The organism is Salinispora pacifica CNR114 (assembly GCF_000514775.1).
In the GTDB taxonomy this organism is placed as follows: domain Bacteria; phylum Actinomycetota; class Actinomycetes; order Mycobacteriales; family Micromonosporaceae; genus Micromonospora; species Micromonospora pacifica.
Genome location: NZ_AZWO01000049.1, coordinates 1 through 15,565, shown reverse-complemented (window position 1 = coordinate 15,565; position 15,565 = coordinate 1). Strand labels below are relative to the sequence as shown.

General features: G+C 68.5%; 12 protein-coding genes and 1 pseudogene. 2 read left to right on the top strand and 11 right to left on the bottom strand.

Going from position 1 to position 15,565, the window contains the following annotated elements; translation table 11 throughout:
* Positions 1-254 precede the first annotated feature (254 nt).
* The 8 genes from B118_RS0122520 to B118_RS0122485 form a co-directional block, all read right to left on the bottom strand.
* Entirely contained in the window at positions 255-635 is a 381-nt protein-coding gene (locus B118_RS0122520; RefSeq protein ID WP_027646129.1) for a DUF4259 domain-containing protein, read from the bottom strand.
* Positions 636-821: 186 nt separating this feature from the next.
* Complete coding sequence (locus B118_RS0122515; protein WP_018810979.1) at positions 822-3,656, bottom strand: DUF5682 family protein; 2,835 nt, start codon at positions 3,654-3,656, stop codon at positions 822-824.
* The gene (locus tag B118_RS0122510; RefSeq protein WP_018223744.1) at positions 3,653-4,765 is read right to left on the bottom strand and encodes an ATP-binding protein; all 1,113 of its coding nucleotides are present in this window, start codon (positions 4,763-4,765) and stop codon (positions 3,653-3,655) included. Before B118_RS0122510 ends, B118_RS0122515 begins: the two co-directional genes overlap by 4 nt.
* Positions 4,766-4,779: 14 nt before the next feature.
* Positions 4,780-6,123, bottom strand: a complete 1,344-nt coding sequence (locus B118_RS0122505) for a VWA domain-containing protein (RefSeq protein ID WP_028193493.1) — start codon at positions 6,121-6,123, stop codon at positions 4,780-4,782.
* Entirely contained in the window at positions 6,120-7,529 is a 1,410-nt protein-coding gene (locus B118_RS0122500; RefSeq protein WP_028193492.1) for a hypothetical protein, read from the bottom strand. The genes B118_RS0122505 and B118_RS0122500 overlap by 4 nt, the downstream gene beginning before the upstream one ends.
* Positions 7,529-7,996, bottom strand: a complete 468-nt coding sequence (locus B118_RS0122495) for a hypothetical protein (protein ID WP_018810982.1) — start codon at positions 7,994-7,996, stop codon at positions 7,529-7,531. Before B118_RS0122495 ends, B118_RS0122500 begins: the two co-directional genes overlap by 1 nt.
* A 634-nt stretch (positions 7,997-8,630) precedes the next feature.
* Positions 8,631-9,485, bottom strand: coding sequence for a hypothetical protein (locus B118_RS0122490; protein WP_232430543.1), 855 nt, complete (start codon positions 9,483-9,485; stop codon positions 8,631-8,633).
* A gap of 145 nt (positions 9,486-9,630) precedes the next feature.
* A complete protein-coding gene (locus B118_RS0122485; protein WP_238324104.1) occupies positions 9,631-10,176 on the bottom strand; it encodes a DUF4240 domain-containing protein in 546 nt (181 codons plus the stop codon).
* A 98-nt stretch (positions 10,177-10,274) separates the two neighbouring features.
* Between B118_RS0122485 and B118_RS32555 the strand changes: the two genes are divergently transcribed.
* Together B118_RS32555 and B118_RS33740 are read left to right on the top strand one after the other, a co-directional pair.
* Entirely contained in the window at positions 10,275-10,592 is a 318-nt protein-coding gene (locus B118_RS32555; RefSeq protein ID WP_028193490.1) for a hypothetical protein, read from the top strand.
* Positions 10,593-10,897: 305 nt separating this feature from the next.
* Positions 10,898-10,984 (top strand): annotated as a pseudogene (locus B118_RS33740) (ABC transporter ATP-binding protein); the annotation flags it as partial.
* Positions 10,985-11,051: 67 nt separating this feature from the next.
* Here B118_RS33740 and B118_RS0122475 read toward each other — a convergent pair.
* The 3 genes from B118_RS0122475 to B118_RS0122465 form a co-directional block, all read right to left on the bottom strand.
* Complete coding sequence (locus B118_RS0122475; protein ID WP_420329466.1) at positions 11,052-12,881, bottom strand: vWA domain-containing protein; 1,830 nt, start codon at positions 12,879-12,881, stop codon at positions 11,052-11,054.
* 14 nt (positions 12,882-12,895) lie between these two features.
* Positions 12,896-13,939, bottom strand: a complete 1,044-nt coding sequence (locus tag B118_RS0122470; RefSeq protein WP_018810985.1) for an AAA family ATPase — start codon at positions 13,937-13,939, stop codon at positions 12,896-12,898.
* A 191-nt stretch (positions 13,940-14,130) separates the two neighbouring features.
* A complete protein-coding gene (locus B118_RS0122465; protein ID WP_018812113.1) occupies positions 14,131-15,447 on the bottom strand; it encodes an ISL3 family transposase in 1,317 nt (438 codons plus the stop codon).
* Positions 15,448-15,565: the final 118 nt, after the last annotated feature.

Sequence of the window (15,565 nt, the reverse complement as noted above, 5' to 3'; positions counted from 1 at the left end):
CATCAGATACATTCCCGGTCGTGCTGGCGCCACCGCATCCCAACCGCTTCGAGCTCGACAGAGAATCCGGCGCCGCACTCATCCGGGAGTACCGGTCATACAGCCGAACCGTGCTTTCGGGTTCTCCAGGCAGCGCACGGTCAGCTCGTCCGGGGTCGGCAGGGGAGTGGGGTATCCGGCGACGATGGCGGATCGAATACCCTTCTGCTCGGAGCGAGGGCACGCGGGCGTCGGTGTCCAGACCGCTGAATGTGTCACGCGCCTTCCCGCACCGCGGATAGGGCCGTACGAAGGCCATGGACGGCGTCGAAGGCGGCATTGGTATCTCCGTCAGTGGCGTCTTGCCAGAGGTCGCGCCATTCGGAGTCGTCAGCCATGATCCGGTCGATGGCGCGTACCGCAAGTGCCGCCAGATCCTCGGGCACCTTCAGGCGGTTGCCGCCGCGCAGAAACTCCGGCGCGTACGGGGAGTCGATCGGTTGGCCCCCGGGCAGCTGTGCGGTAAGAGTGGCAGCTGCGGCGATCGCTTTGCAGGCGTAGTCGGAGTCGAGGTAGTCGTCCTCGTCGGCGGCGCGGTTCAGGGCAGCGCGGATCAGTGTCGTGCGGTCGCCCGGGTGGGCATCGCATTCTGGCACTGGCCACCAACAGGATCCCGCCAGCAGGACCGGTGCGGGATCGCCGCGCGGTTCGAGCACGAGTGTTCGCGGGGTCTGTCGCCTGCCCACCACCTGCTGGACAGCCTCCGGCGTACCCTCCGGACATGTTGTCGGCCGCGCTAGAAGCACGGCCATGACCTCAGGTCCACGGCATGCATGCGCTTCTTACCTCTGCGCTACTACGGCAGTTGTCCGATCTACCAACAGGAGGTCCACCACGGCTGCGGCGGTATCCGGGTGCCGGGCGAGCAGTGCCACTACCTCGATGCGACCGGGTTGGGCGTGCCGTTGCCACGGGTTGGAGCAGCCAAGCAGCCCGGCGATCGCGTCAACGGAATCGGGATGGCCGGTCAGCAGACCGACGACGGGCCCCGCCGGCACGATCGGAGGCGCCGGCGCTGGGGTGGCTTTGACCCAGGGCGGCTCCCAGCTGTCCAGCGCGGGCAGGGTGCCGGGGAAGGTGTGTGCCGCCTCGCGGATCAGCAGTGGCACCAGCTCCTGGCCGTGCTCGCGCAGCGTGGTGATGAGAGTGGGCAGCCAGGGCAGCAGGATTGGGTCGGGCAGCTGAGCGAAGGCCGTCGACATCAGCTCGACGACGAACGACGCCAGCCCGGGTACCGGGTCGAGGGCCTGTACGAAGCCGGAGAGATACTGCGGGAAGATCGGCACCACCAGTGGGTTGGCCAGCAACTCGGCGCAGCAGTCGCGCAACTCGGTGAGGGGCAGCAAACCCAGCTGGTGTCGGGCTGCCCAGTGCAGGGCCACCTTGGCGGGTGCCTCCGGGTGTGCCTGGGCAACGGCGAGTTCGAGCTGCGTGCGATCGCAGCCGAGGGACAACGCCAGGTTCTCCATGCTGAACAGGAAGCCGAGCATGGCGCCGACCTGCCGGACCCCAGCCTGCTCGTCGACGAACGCGCTCGGCAGCAGCGTGCAGTAGTGCGTGTAGCCGGCGGCCACGAACGCCTCGCACCAGGCTGGCAGAGCCGTCGCAGTGGCACGGTGGTGGGTGAGGAGCCGGCGGATGCGGCGCAGCACGTCCGGGGCGTCGTCGACAGTGCGTTCGGTGGCGAGCAACTCCACGGCCCGGGTACCGAGTTCGCCGATCAGACGGGGACTGCCGAGCAGCCGAATAGCGTCCTCGATGGCAGCCAGAGCCCCGGCAGCGGTCGCCTGCGGCCCCCGTACCGCACGACGCAGCCGCTGCTCCAGCACCTGTTCCACGGTGACGCCCTCGTAGCCCAGCTCGATCAGGGCCCGTTGGTTGCGGCCGAGCGCGACATCCCAACTCTCCTGGATGGATCGGTGGCCCAGCCGCCGCTCTCCCATGATGGGACGAACCGCATCGTGCGGGAGCAGGTAGCGCAGCATCCAGAGCAGATCGGAACAGGGCGCCAGCCGGGAGTCGGCGTGTAGGTCGAGCAGGGCCCGCTGGACAGTCCGTTTTTGCAGGTCCAAGCCGAGTGGGCGGAGACGTTCGAGGACGTCGCGGGCCAGCGGTGGGAGGGCCTCGTAGCCGACCCGGCCGACTCGGTCGCCGCCGAGCAGGATCTCGCAGAGCCGGCGGACATCCCGCCGGCCGGGGACGACGTCCTTCTCGATGCAGGTGACCGCCGCGTCGGTGAAGTCGTATGGGGTGGGGCGGGTCCGGTTGCGTAGGCCGGCGAGGAGAGTAGAGGTCTCGTAGACGGCGATCGCGTCGGCGGTGCTGGCTAGGTAGCCGTTGCGTCGGGCGAGCCGGACGATGTCGACACACCAGCCACGGAGCTCCGCCTCGTCGATGCCGTTGAGCTCGGGTGGTGCGGTGAGAAAGCTGGAGAGCCGGTCGGTGGGACCGGTGGCAGGTGCGGCGGTGTCCCGTCCGTCCCGGCCGCGAGTGCGGGTGCCGCGCTGCCCCTCCAGGCGGTACGGGGTGAGACCCGAGCGTTTCAGTGCCTTCGTCCAGGTCGCCGCGGCGATGGAGACCGAGCCGGGGGCCAGGCCGAACTGCGCCTCAATGGCGGAATGGCTGGATGGGATCAGCCCGTACCGCCAGCGGGTGCCGGTGCGGGGGCTGATTTCGTAGCCGGGGGCATCGGAGGCGAGGCCGAACTGCTCAACCCGACTGGCGGCGTGAAAGGCGCCGCAAATGTAGAGACAGCGACCAGGGTCAACGCCGGAGGTGGCGAGGTGTTCGCGCATCCGCGTCCACATGTACCGCTCCCGGTCCTCGTCGCGGTCCAGCCGCTCGGAGTGAGTCGGGCGCAGCCGGCGGAACAGGCTGCCGATGAGGACCATCACCTGCCGGTAGGTGTCATGATCCGCGTCGGCGAGGGGCTGCTCGACGTACTGGTCCCACCACTCCGACCAGTGCCGCACCTTGCCATGGTGCAGCAGGTACGCCTCCAGTTCCGCGAAGCCGGGGCGCAGGTCACCGACTTCCACCCCCACCGCGTCGCCGTGCAGGGCAGCGTCGTCGCCGGGCCGGCCGCCCTCCTCGCCCGCCTGGACGGCGCCGTCTGGCTGGGCCTCCGGGGTGCGGGGCAGCCACTGGAAGACGTGGTCGGTGGAACGATCCACCAGCACCAGCTCGACCCCGGGTGTCTCCAGGGCGTACACGATGGCCTGGTATTCGGCAGAGGCCTCGGTGAGCGGTGCGACGATGCTGAGCGGACCCCACTCGCTCGGGTGGCCATCCAGCTCGGAGGCGAACGCCTGCACCGCCACCGGAAGCCGGCAGTTACCCAGTTCGCCGAGCAGCGGTCGCAGGTCCTCACAGAGTTCCAGATAGATCACTTGGGGCTGCTTCTCGCGCAGCCGGCGCACCACGGCCAGCGCGGAGGCCGGCGAGTGGTGGCAGACCGGGAAGATCTCCAGCGGCACGGCGAGGGCCCGGTCGACGTCGTCAATCATGCCCGCGAGGATGCCGGCGAGGGTGTCCGGAGAGTCGGCGAAGGCAGTGGCGGCTGCGGTGAGCTGGTGGCGCAGACCAGCGAAGGGACCACCTGCAACGGGCGCGGTCACGACAACGCGGCGATCGCCTGGCGGCCACCGTCGAGGAAGCCCTCCCAACCACCGCCGTCCTGCTTGGCCCGAGGCTCCACCACCCCGTGCAGGTACTTGTTGAGGATCGCCAGGTCCTCCGGGCTCCGCCGGGCCAACGACCCCATCATCGACCCGGCCAGGGTTTCGGCACGCAGCGCCCGATCACCGAAGAACTGGCTGTGTAGGATTGCGTCCTCCAACACACCGATCTGCTCCGCCGTGGACAGCGCCGACTCGAGCTTCTCGTCGTCACTGGTCGCCCCCGCGGCAGCGGTACGCAGGTCGGCGAAGCTCTGCAGCAGGATGTCCAGCAGGGTGGGCGGCACCTCCACCTCGATGCGGTGCCGGCGCAGCAGTTCCTCGGTGCGGAACCGGACGATCTCTGCCTCGCTGCGTTTGTTGGTCACCACCGGGATCCGGACGAAATTGAATCGTCGTTTCAGCGCTGAGGACAGGTCGTTGACCCCGCGATCGCGGCTGTTTGCGGTCGCGATGATGGAAAAGCCCGGCTTGGCAAAGACGATGTTGTCGTGGTCCAGCTCCGGGATCGACACGTATTTCTCCGACAGGATGGAGATCAGCGCGTCCTGCACGTCGCTGGTGGAGCGGGTCAGCTCCTCGAAGCGGCCGACAACGCCCTGTTCCATCGCGGTCATGATCGGTGACGGGATCATCGACTTCCGGGATTGCCCCTGGCTGATGACCATGGACACGTTCCACGAGTACTTGATGTGGTCCTCGGTGGTGCCGGCGGTGCCCTGCACCACCAGCGTGGAGTTGCGGCAGATCGCGGCGGCCAACAGCTCGGCCAGCCAGCTCTTGCCGGTGCCAGGATCACCGAGAAGCAGCAGACCCCGGTCAGAGGCCAGGGTGACGATGCTGCGCTCGACGAAGCTGCGGTCGCCGAACCACTTCTGCGGGATCACCCGGTCCAGGCCGTCGGCGCGTTCGGAGCCGAGGACGAACAGCCGGACCATGCGTGGGCTGAGCCGCCAGGAAAACGGCTTCGGATCGGTGTCGACCGACGCCAGGTAGTCGAGTTCGTCGGCGTACTTGACCTCGACGGGGGCACGCAGCATCTCGGACATGAGGGGTTGGACTCCTAGGTGAGGAAGCTCTTGAGCTCGAAGACGAGTTTGCGGATGTGACCCGAGATCACGGGGGTGCCCAGGTCCTTGAAGCGTTGCCGGAACCAGGGATTGACGCTCTGCTGGCCGGAGCTGTTGACTGAGCCGACGGGGATGAATCGCACGCCGGAGCGGTGTACGGCCTCGATACCGTCGAGCAGGGGCTGCGAACGGTCGAACTCGTAGAAATCCGAGATCCACACCATGACGGTGTTCCGTGGTTCGGCGATCTTGGTACGGGCCAGCGCCATGGCGACCGGACCGTCGTTGCCGCCGCCCAGCTTGGTGCGCAGCAGCACCTCGAACGGGTCGCGCACCCACGGGGTCAGGTCCAGCGCCTGCGTGTCGTACGCGATCAGATGCACATCCACCTTGGGTAGCCCGGCGAAGATTGACGCCAGGACCGTGCAGTTGACCATCGAGTCGACCATCGAGCCGGACTGGTCCACCACCACGATCAGCCGAGCCGGCGTCGTACGGCGGGCGGTGTGCCGGTAGTAGAGGCGGTCGACGTAGAGCCGCTGATCCTCGGGGCTCCAGTTGGTCAGGTTCTGCCAGATGGTGCGATCCAGGTCGAGGTTACGGAACACCCGCTTCGGCGGCACCGACCGGTCGATGGTCCCGACGCTGGTCTGCTCCACCTGTGTGCGCAGCACCTCGGCGACGTCGTCGACAAACCGACGGATCAGCGCCTTGGCGTTGGCGAGGGCCACTCCGGACAGGTTCGCCTTGTCTCGCAACAGCTGCTCGATCAGCGACATGCTCGGGGTGAGCTGGCGGGCCAGCACCGGGTCGGCGAGCACCTCGCGTAGGTGCATCCGGCGGACCAGGTCGCCCTCCAGCGCGGCGAGGGTGCCGCCCAACCCCGTTCCGCCCTGCCGGCGTAGCTCGCCCGGCTCGGCGCCGAGCGCCTGCTCGAACCAGCCGGCGTCGGACTGCCACCGGGCGAGCTGGCTGGCGTTGACCGGCCCGGTATCGGCGGCGAACACGTTGAGCAGCACTTTCGACACCAGCGCGGCCCGCCGCACCTCGGCTGGGCCGGGTTCCGGTGTGGCAGCGTCGTCGGCCGTTGGTGCGTGCTCGGCGGCGGTGAGCAGGCCACGCAACTCCGCGGCGAGCGACGGGTAACGCTGGATCACAGTGTCCACCGAGACAGCCGGGTCCAGCAGCGCGCCGGGTAGCCCCAGGTCCTCGACCACGGCCAGGCTCGCCGCTTCCAGCGTGGGCTGTTCGGTCGGGTCGAAGAGCCTGGCCAGTAGCCGCCAGTAGAGCACCTGCCGCCGGTTCTCGTCGGCACGGTCGTGATGGGGGAGGGTCATCGGCGCAGCAACCGTCCCGCCCGTTCCCGCAGCACCGTCACGGCGTCGCCCGCCTTCGCTTCGGCCTTCGCGACCTTCGCGTCGGTGACCCCGCACGCCCAGTCGCCGGTATGCACAGCGACGATCTTGCGCTTGACGGTGGCCTGCACCGCCATCGGCTGCAGCAGCCACCGGCCGGCATCCCACCGCAGCAGCCCGAGACAGGCCGACGAGGCAGCGACCAGCTCCGGGGTGAGCGGACCACAGGAGGGCAGCCGGTCTACCGTCACGGCGAGCCGGTGGCCGTCCAGTTCCACCGTGAGCCGACCCTCCTGGCCGCTGACGGCGTACCCCTCGAGCAGGACGGGCTCGGCGATCCCAGCCGGGTGCCGGTCTACCGGATGCGGTGCCGCCGCCAGGGCATCCGGCAGCAGGACCCGTGCCGCAGCGAACGGGTCGACCGGCTCGTCGAGCCGTGCCCGGTCGTCCCGCCAGGGCATGTCCGCGCCCCGGATCGGCACGTCGGCCACCAGCACACCGCGTCGCTGCGCCAGCGCCGCCAGCAGGACGGGCTGCGCCGGCAGCAGCCGCCACAGCGCCGGACCAACGATGCTGTCCACCTTCGCGGCACCCACCGCCGTACGGACCAGTCGGGTCGACCCGCCATCGGCCGGCTCGAGAAGCGCGTGCACCTGGAACTGCACCGCGGTGTCGTGTTCGTGCACATCCACCGCCAGCGGCAGCAACCGCCCCGAGACCCGTTCGGTGACGCTGAGGGCAGCATCGCCGGCGGCGGTGTCCTGGGCGAGCAGCACACCACGGGACCACAGGTCAGCCCAGCGGCGCTGTGGCACCTGGGACATCATGGCGACCGGCACGCAGGCGCGTAGCTCGGCGGCGAGGCCGTCAAGCAGCACCGCGAGCCGCCGCAGTTCAGGTACGGCCAGCGCCGCCTCAACCACCGACCCGGCGCCCGCCACCAATTCGTGGTCAACGCCGCGCCACCCGGCTACCGCCACCTCGGACAACCACGCGCGCGCGGCGGCCAGGGCCGGCGACACCTCGCCGGGTACGGCGGCCGGTATCGGCACCCACGGCGTGCGGCTGCGACCCAAGGCGACGTCGAGCTGCCCGAGCAGGGCATCGTGCACCGCTCCGAGCACCGCCGATCGTGCTCCAGCGAGCGCAGCGACATACTCCTGGGCACCCGAACCAGCAATGATCTTGTCGACGGCCTCGGCGACCAGATTCGCCAACGGGGTGGTCGCCACCGCCCCGGCCAGGCCGGCCAGCGCCGCAGCGTCCTCGTCGCCAACCCGGGCCAGGCCTCGGGTCAGGGCGGCATCGACGCCTGCCACCAGGTGGAAGGCGTCGGTCAGCCCGGCCGGATGGCCTGCGGTGAGGGCGGCGATCTGCGTTCCGTGCATCAGCGCGCCGTCCTGGTTGATGGGAACCAGTGCAGCTCGGGTAGCGACGTGGTGCTGCCGGGCACCTCCAGGTAGGAGAGGTGACGCAGAAACCGGCTGAATACCACCGCTGCCGAGCTCGGCTCGTGCCGCGCGTCCAGGCTGTGGAGCAGCGCCGCGCCCGTGTTCACCGCAACGTCGGGTTCGACGCGCAGGTATCGGGCCACCCGATCGAACCCGTACTGCAGCACCGCCTCATTGGCCAGGGTTTCCAAATGCTTGCACGGAGCGCCGCGGAGGCCCCCGCACGGCCGGTTGTTGTTGGTGCTGCAGTGGTAGGCGTGGGTGCTGGCCGTGATCGACGAAACGTACACCCGCGCGGCATCCGACCCGCTGGACACCACGCCCTGCAGTCGCCCATCGGCCAGCTCCACGAATGGCACCTTGACCAGCTTGCGAGGCTGGGCGGGGGCTACCACCCGCACCATGCTTCGCCGCGCCCACCCAACATCGTCCACGTTCGCCACCCTTCGACCTTCCCGTCCGCCGCGCACCGAACTTTCCCATCACCACGCCGCCGGCAGAGTCAGCCGTCGCCGTACGTCACGACCGGGATCATGGACTGCGGGTACGACAGGACGGGGTGGCCTTGGGGCCGGACAGCGGCTGCACCGTCAGCCGGGTCATCAGTGCCAACAGGAACGAGTCGGTAGCGGTGACGAAGGTGCGACCAGGCGGCGATGCGGTCGAGGGATCTGTTGACGCCGTGCTCGACGATCTCGTCGGAGAGCGTGCGGCCTCTGCCTTGCTGCGCGGCGCTGATCCTGGCCCGGAGTCCGCGCGGTTCGACGGGTGGCAGATAGGCAGGATGTACTCAAACCGTCGGACCGTCGGACCGTCGCGTCGTAACCGAGCGCAGCCCTGAACACTTCGAGTTGAGCCACCTCGTCTCGAGAACTCGTGGGCGAAGCCATCGAAGTCGGCAAAGTTCGCTCCGTCGACCACCAGTAGAGGAGGTGCTTCGCCGCCGGTCGCCTTGACGGAGGATGAACGGCGCTGCCGGCACCGCCATCCTGATGTGCCGCCTGGTGAGAGTGGCAGTGTGCGGTTGAGGGGTCGTTGTCAGCTGGTTCCGATGCTGCGGGGTGGGGCGAGTAGAGCATCGATCGCGCTGTGGAACTCGTCGAAGGTATGGACCTGGCCTGCGGTGTTCGTATAGCGGCGAAACGTCTCACTGAAGTGCTCGGCCAGGTGGTCGACCTTGTCGGTGGCTTCAGGTGTCTTGATGGTGAGGTAGCTGGCGCCGCCTGGTACAAGATCGTGGACCACGGCTAGGTCGACGAAAATGTCACCGGGCTGCAGGATCTCGGCCAGGTCAGGATGGTGCGCCTGATTCAGTGTCGAGGCCAGTAGGCGGGTCCGGCCCGGATCGCGAAGGGCGAACAGCGTGATCTCCGAGGTGGCGTCGCCAGCTACGGCCAGGGCAAGGTCGGTGAGGTGCCGGAAGCTGGCCAAGGCGAATAGGCCGGCGAAGCCGGCGTGTTCTCGTTGCCACGGGTCGGCCGCCGGCCACAGCGGAACGCAGGCGCGGGCCGGGACGAACCCGATGTCCGCGGTGAGCCACTCGGGTTGCTCGACGTCGACCTCGTACTCCCAACGGACCAGTTGCACCGCCTCACGGCCTACTTCTCGCAGCTGAGCTGCCTCATCGCGGTAGTAGGTGGGAATGGCGGACCGGCTCCGACCCGCGGTCAGCTCCCAGGCCAGTGCCCGCCACACCGCTAGGGCCTCACCGTCGGCGTTGTTGATCGCGTATCGACACCAAGGATTCAGGCCCGCATCGTCGGAATAGTCCTGCTCCCACAGTCCCGGCCACACTGGTCCCGGCATGTCCGTCTCATCGGCACGGGCCACGTAGCAGTGCAGCCCGTCGCGGCGCTCGTGTACGAATCTCAGGAACGGCTCTAGATGTGCCACCTCATCAAGGATGCCGGATAGTCATTAGCCGTCGTACCGTAGCCGTCCGGCGATGATCGATATCTGGATCTGCCGCGGCGCGCGTTCACCGGTCGCGGACGGTCACGGCGAGCAAGCAGAGGAAGTCGTGCTCGGCGGAGCGTTTTCAGCTGGCTGCGCTCTCCCACGGGCGTTTGATCCAAGTGTTGGCGTCGAGGTAGGCCGCGACTCTGGGGAAACGCTGCCGCGTCGAGATCTCGTCGGTGAGGTCGGCTGCGGTTCCTAGTGGCTCGTCGGGGCTGTCCGGACCGTCGACGGCGAAGGAGCGGCCAGTTACGGCGATGTGTGCCTCCATCGCGAGGCCACCGAACCAGTCGATGCGGGCGTTGTGCCGATCCGGCATCAGTTCGACAAGGTTGTCGGGGTCGTCCTGCACGTGCTGAGTGGTGCGCCTGCCGTGGGAAACAATCCAGTCCTGCGCCGCGAAGAGAGCGTCGTCGTCGAGTGGTCCCAGCAGCAGCGTCGCGGCGTCCTGGATCGGCCAGCGAAAGAGCCCGTCCTGCGCCTGTTCCCAGTGTTCCTGGAATTCTTCGATCTCGCCCGGCGACAGCTCGCGAAGACGGCGAAGGAGAACCTGCGCAACGCGTTCGGTGTCGCTGCCCGCCACAGCGCGAGTGTGCTCGACGATTTCCCAGAAGGTGCCCCACTCCACGACCAGACCGTAGCAAGACATCCGATCGACCGTTGCTGTCAAGCAGAGGTGCTTGTCGGGCTGATCGGCTCGGCGCCGGGAGGGGCGATGATGGGGTTGTGGATGTGCAGCTGTTGGTAGTTGTTGATTGCCCCAACGAAGAGCGGGCCGCAGTGATCTTGCGTCAAGCCCTAGACGAGGTTGGTCTGGCCGAAGTGCAGTTCAGTACCCGTGTGGTGGCCGACCAGGCTGAGGCGGAGGCTGTGGGATTCGTCGGCTCTCCGACGATCTTGATAGATAGCTGTGACCCATTTGCCGCTCCGGCGCGAACGGCCGGGCTCGCCTGTCGGCTCTATCTCGATGACGCGGGCTTGTCTGGTGTGCCTCCGCTTGCTCCGCTGCGTCAGGCTCTCAAGCGGGCGACCGAGCACCGGTAGCCGCCCGCTCGACGGGAAGCGCCTTGGCTTCGTCGTAGGTGGCGCCGGTGGCCAGGCAGTGGTGCAGGGCGCTGAGTAGGCGGTTGAACAGGTTGCGTTGCGTGGGCCACTCTTGCTCAAGGCATCTCGGTGCCGCGTTGGAAGCCAAGCCTCTTGCGGGACGAACCCGGCCCCGCTGACACCCCATGAGTTGGGATCAAGGTACCGAGGCCGGAAATGGCGCCCTCATCCACCGTCAGCAGCGGATCCGCAGCGTGATGGAGATCTTGGAGGTCCCGCGTCCGACCTGCCGATGACCGCGCACGCGCTGCATCACCGGCCTTCAGGAGCCGTACGCCGGCGGTATCTCCGTCTTCGACGCGGTGCCCGGGCGCGACGCGGACCTCGATCGACCTAACATCGACGTACGCCTATGTAGCGATCCGGGTGGTGTCGCTGGGTGTCATCGGCAGGTTGTCGTTACCGTAGTCGGAAGACGGGGCCGCGGGGGGCGAAAGGTAGTCGGGCGGCTTCCGGGATGAGGAAGGCGTGTTGGCGGCGGATGTGTACGGTGTCGCAGTATCCGTCGGTGATGAGCAGGATCGGTGCGGTGGCCGGAAAGTCGGGGGCGTTCTCCAACAGGTGGATGCCGGGCTGCAGCACGGTGCCGCCGCGTCCGCGGATCCGTACCCGGCCGGCGATCTGTTCGGCCGGCAGGTACCCGGCGTCGTAGGGGTGCGCATCGCAGAAGACCACTCGCGCTGCGGGTACGTCACGGGCGGTGGCGTACGAGGCGATAGCGCCGAGTGCCTTGCCGAGCTGTTCGGGGTTCATGGATCCGGAGGTGTCCAGCACGACCCCGAATGTGCATCGGGGTATCGGTTCCTCGGGCCACCGCCAGCCCGGTCGCGGGATGTTCGGTGTGCCCGCCTGCCGGCGTGACGGGCGGGCGTAGGATCGGGCACGCTGCGGCGACGGTACGTACTCGTCGAACCAGCGGGCCAGCCGGACATCCCACGGCAACGGCGGCTGTTCCAGGACCCGGATCTCGGCGACGAGTCCGGCTGGCAGGTGTCCCCGGCCTTCCCGCTGGTGATAGGCGTAGCCGGCCAGCAGCGCCCGCCGGTAGAAGTCGTCCAGGTCAACTCCGTAGCCGGGTGTGCCGCCGGATGGCAGGGGTTCACCGAGTACGTCGCCGAGGCCGGTGCCGCGCAGCGTGGCCAGTTTGCGGAGGCGGCGTAGATCCTTGGCGATATGATCGTAGACAGCTTCGGCGGACATCCCGGCCAACTGCGGGTCGTGGAGCAGGCCGGCGGGCGGTTCGCCGACACCCATCTCGATCAGCCAGCCGTTGATGACGTAGTCCGCCGCGACGTTCCACAGGTACGGATCGCGTCCACCGGTTCGGTCACCGTGGCGCAGTGCGGCGTGGAGCATCTCGTGCGCCAACACGAACCGCCACTGCTCGTCCGACAGGTCTCGCAGGGGGTTGAGGTAGATCTCCCCCGCGACCGGGGAGACGGCGGCGATCGTGATGTCCCAGCCCCGCGCGAGTTCGACATCGGCGACCAGGGTGAATCGGGACGCCAACGCACCGAGCAGCGGGTAGGACGACAGGAACCAGCCCATCGCCAGGTGCCACGGTTGCCGGCGCCTGGCCGGGTCGGTCAGTGAGGTGCGTGCCCCGCCCGCCACGTCCACCGCCGCCGTCGCCGCCGCGGACAGGCCCACCGCGAACTGTGCCGGCCAGTCCGGTGCACTGGCGCCGGCCGGGTCCGGGCTGTGAGGTGGTGGGATCAGGTCTGGTCCGTGGCCGCCGGTGCCACAGCCCGCGTACTCGGCCGGCACGCCGGCCTGCCGCCACTGCCGCAGTAGAACCGACTCGTCGACACTGGGAAGCTCGGCTGGCAGCAGCACCGGTTCGGTGCCGAGTTTGACGGCCCGCTGGAACCGTGCCACCGCGAGGCAGGCCACCTCCCCGTACGCCGGGTCGATGGCGTGACGATCTGGGGCGAGGTGACCGAAACCGAGGTGCAGCAGGCAGTGCGCCAGCACCCATGACCACTGGTCCTCGTCCAGCCGACAGGCTTTGCTCGCCCGGATCAGGCCGCGCGAGTCGACCACGGCGATCGCGTTCGCCGCCACGAGCTGGCCGTCCTCGGCCAGCACCGCCCGCACACCGGCACGCTGCCCGGGTCCGACCTGGACGCTCAGCAGCGGGGCGAACATCGGATGGCTGGTCAGCTTCCGCCACGCGGCCTCGAACGCGGTCATGTTCGGATCGACCTGCGCCCGCCTCTTCTTCCCCATCGTGGTGTACGGCCTCAGCTTCGGGCCGCGACCAGCCGGGGCAGGTCACGGCTCACCTCGACCAGGAACCATGTCGGCAGCACCGGCGCGCCGTCCTCGTCGGTGGAAATGACCATCTGGGCGCACTCCAGCGACGTCTCCGCCAACTCCACCAGCAGCGCCTTGGTCCGATGCGCGAACTGCCGCATCGTCGGCGAGGCGTGTTCCTTGCTCGCCGGCAGTTCCTTGACCAACCTGGCCCGGAACGCCTCTGCCAGGAAGTACAGCAGGTCCCGGTCCGCGGCAGCGGTAGGCCAGCCCGCATCCCCACGCACGACGGCCTCAAGCCCGTGCCGGTGCCGCACGATCTTCACGTAGCCGCAGAACCCGGAGGCGTGGCTGGGGCTCAACGTGCCGGCCGCCAACAGCCGCAGCGTGTGCTCGTCGATGTTATCGCCGTAGGACTTCAGCGCGTCGGAGAGTATGTGCCAGCTACGTGGGGTGGAGAACACCTCCTCCACCTTGGGCGGGCTCACCCACAACTGGTCCGGACGCTCCGACAGGTAGTCGACCACCCAACGGTGGATCCCGGCGCCCTGCGCCCACGCCAGCCAGTCATCGACACTGGCGCGTAGGTGCGTATGAACCATCCGGTTGACCAACGCCGAGGCCATCGGCCGGGCCAGCGCGTTGTCCGTGGCACGGTTACCCGCGCCGATCACGATCGACCCCGCCGGCAACTCGTAGGCCCCGATACGGCGGTCCAGAATCAGCGAGTAGAACGCCTTCTGTACCTCCGGCGCCGACGCGTTCAATTCGTCAAGAAAGAGACAGTACGGCTCATCGCGAGCGATCGACTCCGGTGGCGCGAACCGGCTACGGCCATCCCGCAACTCCGGCACCCCGATCAGATCCTCCGCCGCGAGTTGCGTACCAACCAGAGTCACGCAGTCCAACCCAAGCGACACGGCGAACTGCCGCACCAGCGAACTCTTACCAATACCCGGAGCACCCCACACAAACACCGGCCGGACCACCGCCACATGCAGCAACAGATCCGGCAACTGGGCCGGCGTCACCGAGATTGCACTATGCACCCGCCCATCCTGCCCACCACCACGCCAACCCCGCACCCCAAATCCATCCCGCCAGCATGAGCAGGAACAACCGAGCCGACGCAGCCCACTAACACTTCATGCCGCCAGTGATACGTCACGTTGAGTGATGGACCGGGCGTCTCGAAGCGCGGGCCGATGAGGGCTCTTCGAAGTTAGGCGAGGTTGAGGTGTCCGCGGTGGCGTCGGGTGGTCGCGGTGCGGGTGCGTAGGCGCTGGTTTTCGGGGTTTCGGAAGCCGTAGGCGTCGCGGGCGACGGTCTTGATGACCCGGTTGGTTCCTTCTGAGCCGGCGTTGGTGATGCCGGTGGTCAGGAACGCGTGGATCTGCGGCCACCAGGTCTCGATGGTGGTGGCGAGTCGGTGTAGTTCGGGCAGGTCAGTGGCAGCGCAGCGGGTGTAGAAGCGGCGTAGCAGCCGGTGGACGTGTTCGCGGTCGGGCTGGGTGCGGGCGGTCGCGAGCAGGTCGAGCAGGTCTTCCTTGGCGTTCCACGCGGCGAGGATCGGGGTGCCGATCTTGGCGGGTAGGGCGTCGAGGGTGTCGGTCAGGCGGTCGACGTGTTTGCCGGGCATGCGAGCCGCCGAGCGGGTCAGCCGGTTGCGCATCCGCCACTCCGGGTCGTTACCGCGGCCACGACGCCCGCGTTGGGTGAGCGTGACCCGGCGGCGGACCTCGGTCACGGCCCGGTTGGCCAGCTGCACGACGTGGAAGTGGTCGGCGACCAGCACCGCGTGCGGCAGCACTTGCCGGATCGCGGCCTTGAACACGGTGCACATGTCGATCGCGACCGCGCGGATCTGCTCGCGCCAGGCCGGTGGGCGAGCGGCCAGCCAGCCGGTGACAGCGGCGGTGGTGCGGCCTTCGACCTGCGCGAGGAGCCCTTGGCCGCCGGACAAGTCGCAGAAGCCGACGTGCCACCGGTCCGCGGTCGTGGTCCACGAGGCGGCCTGCTCGTCCCAGATCCAGTGCGGTTTGCCCCGGCGGACCTCGTCGATGCCAAGCACCGCGACCGGCTCGGGCTCGGCCGGCAACACCGCAGTGGCGTGGGTGGTGAACGCGGCCGCGACGATCGGCCACGAGACACCGTGGTCGCGGGCGGCCTGCACGATCGTGCGCCCGCCGTCGGCGACCGCCGCCCCAGCCGCCTGCCGCAACCGGATGGTCAGCCTTGAACGGGCCGGCACCTGGGCGACCTGCTCGGTGAACGACCTGCGCGGACAGGCCGGCGTCGGGCAGTACCAGCGTCGTTTACGCCAGCGCAGCCTCACCGGCCGCCCAGCGACCGGCAGGTCCCGCGGCCGCGTCGTGGTCCACTGCTTCACCCGCGCTGCTCGCTGCCCGCACTGCGGGCAGCATCGTGCCTGTTCACAACTGGTGGACAGGTTCACCACGGGGACGCCGGCGGCGTCCAGCTCGACTCGCTCGGCCACCAGGCCGTCCAGACCCAGCAGCCGGGTCGTATCGTTGACCATGCTCGCAGCTCTTCACTTGTGACATCCGAACTAGACACTCAGATGATCACCGATGAGCTGCGAGCCCTTCACATCCGGGTCACCGCCAGCCACGAACCCCGCTCAACTTCGAAGAGCC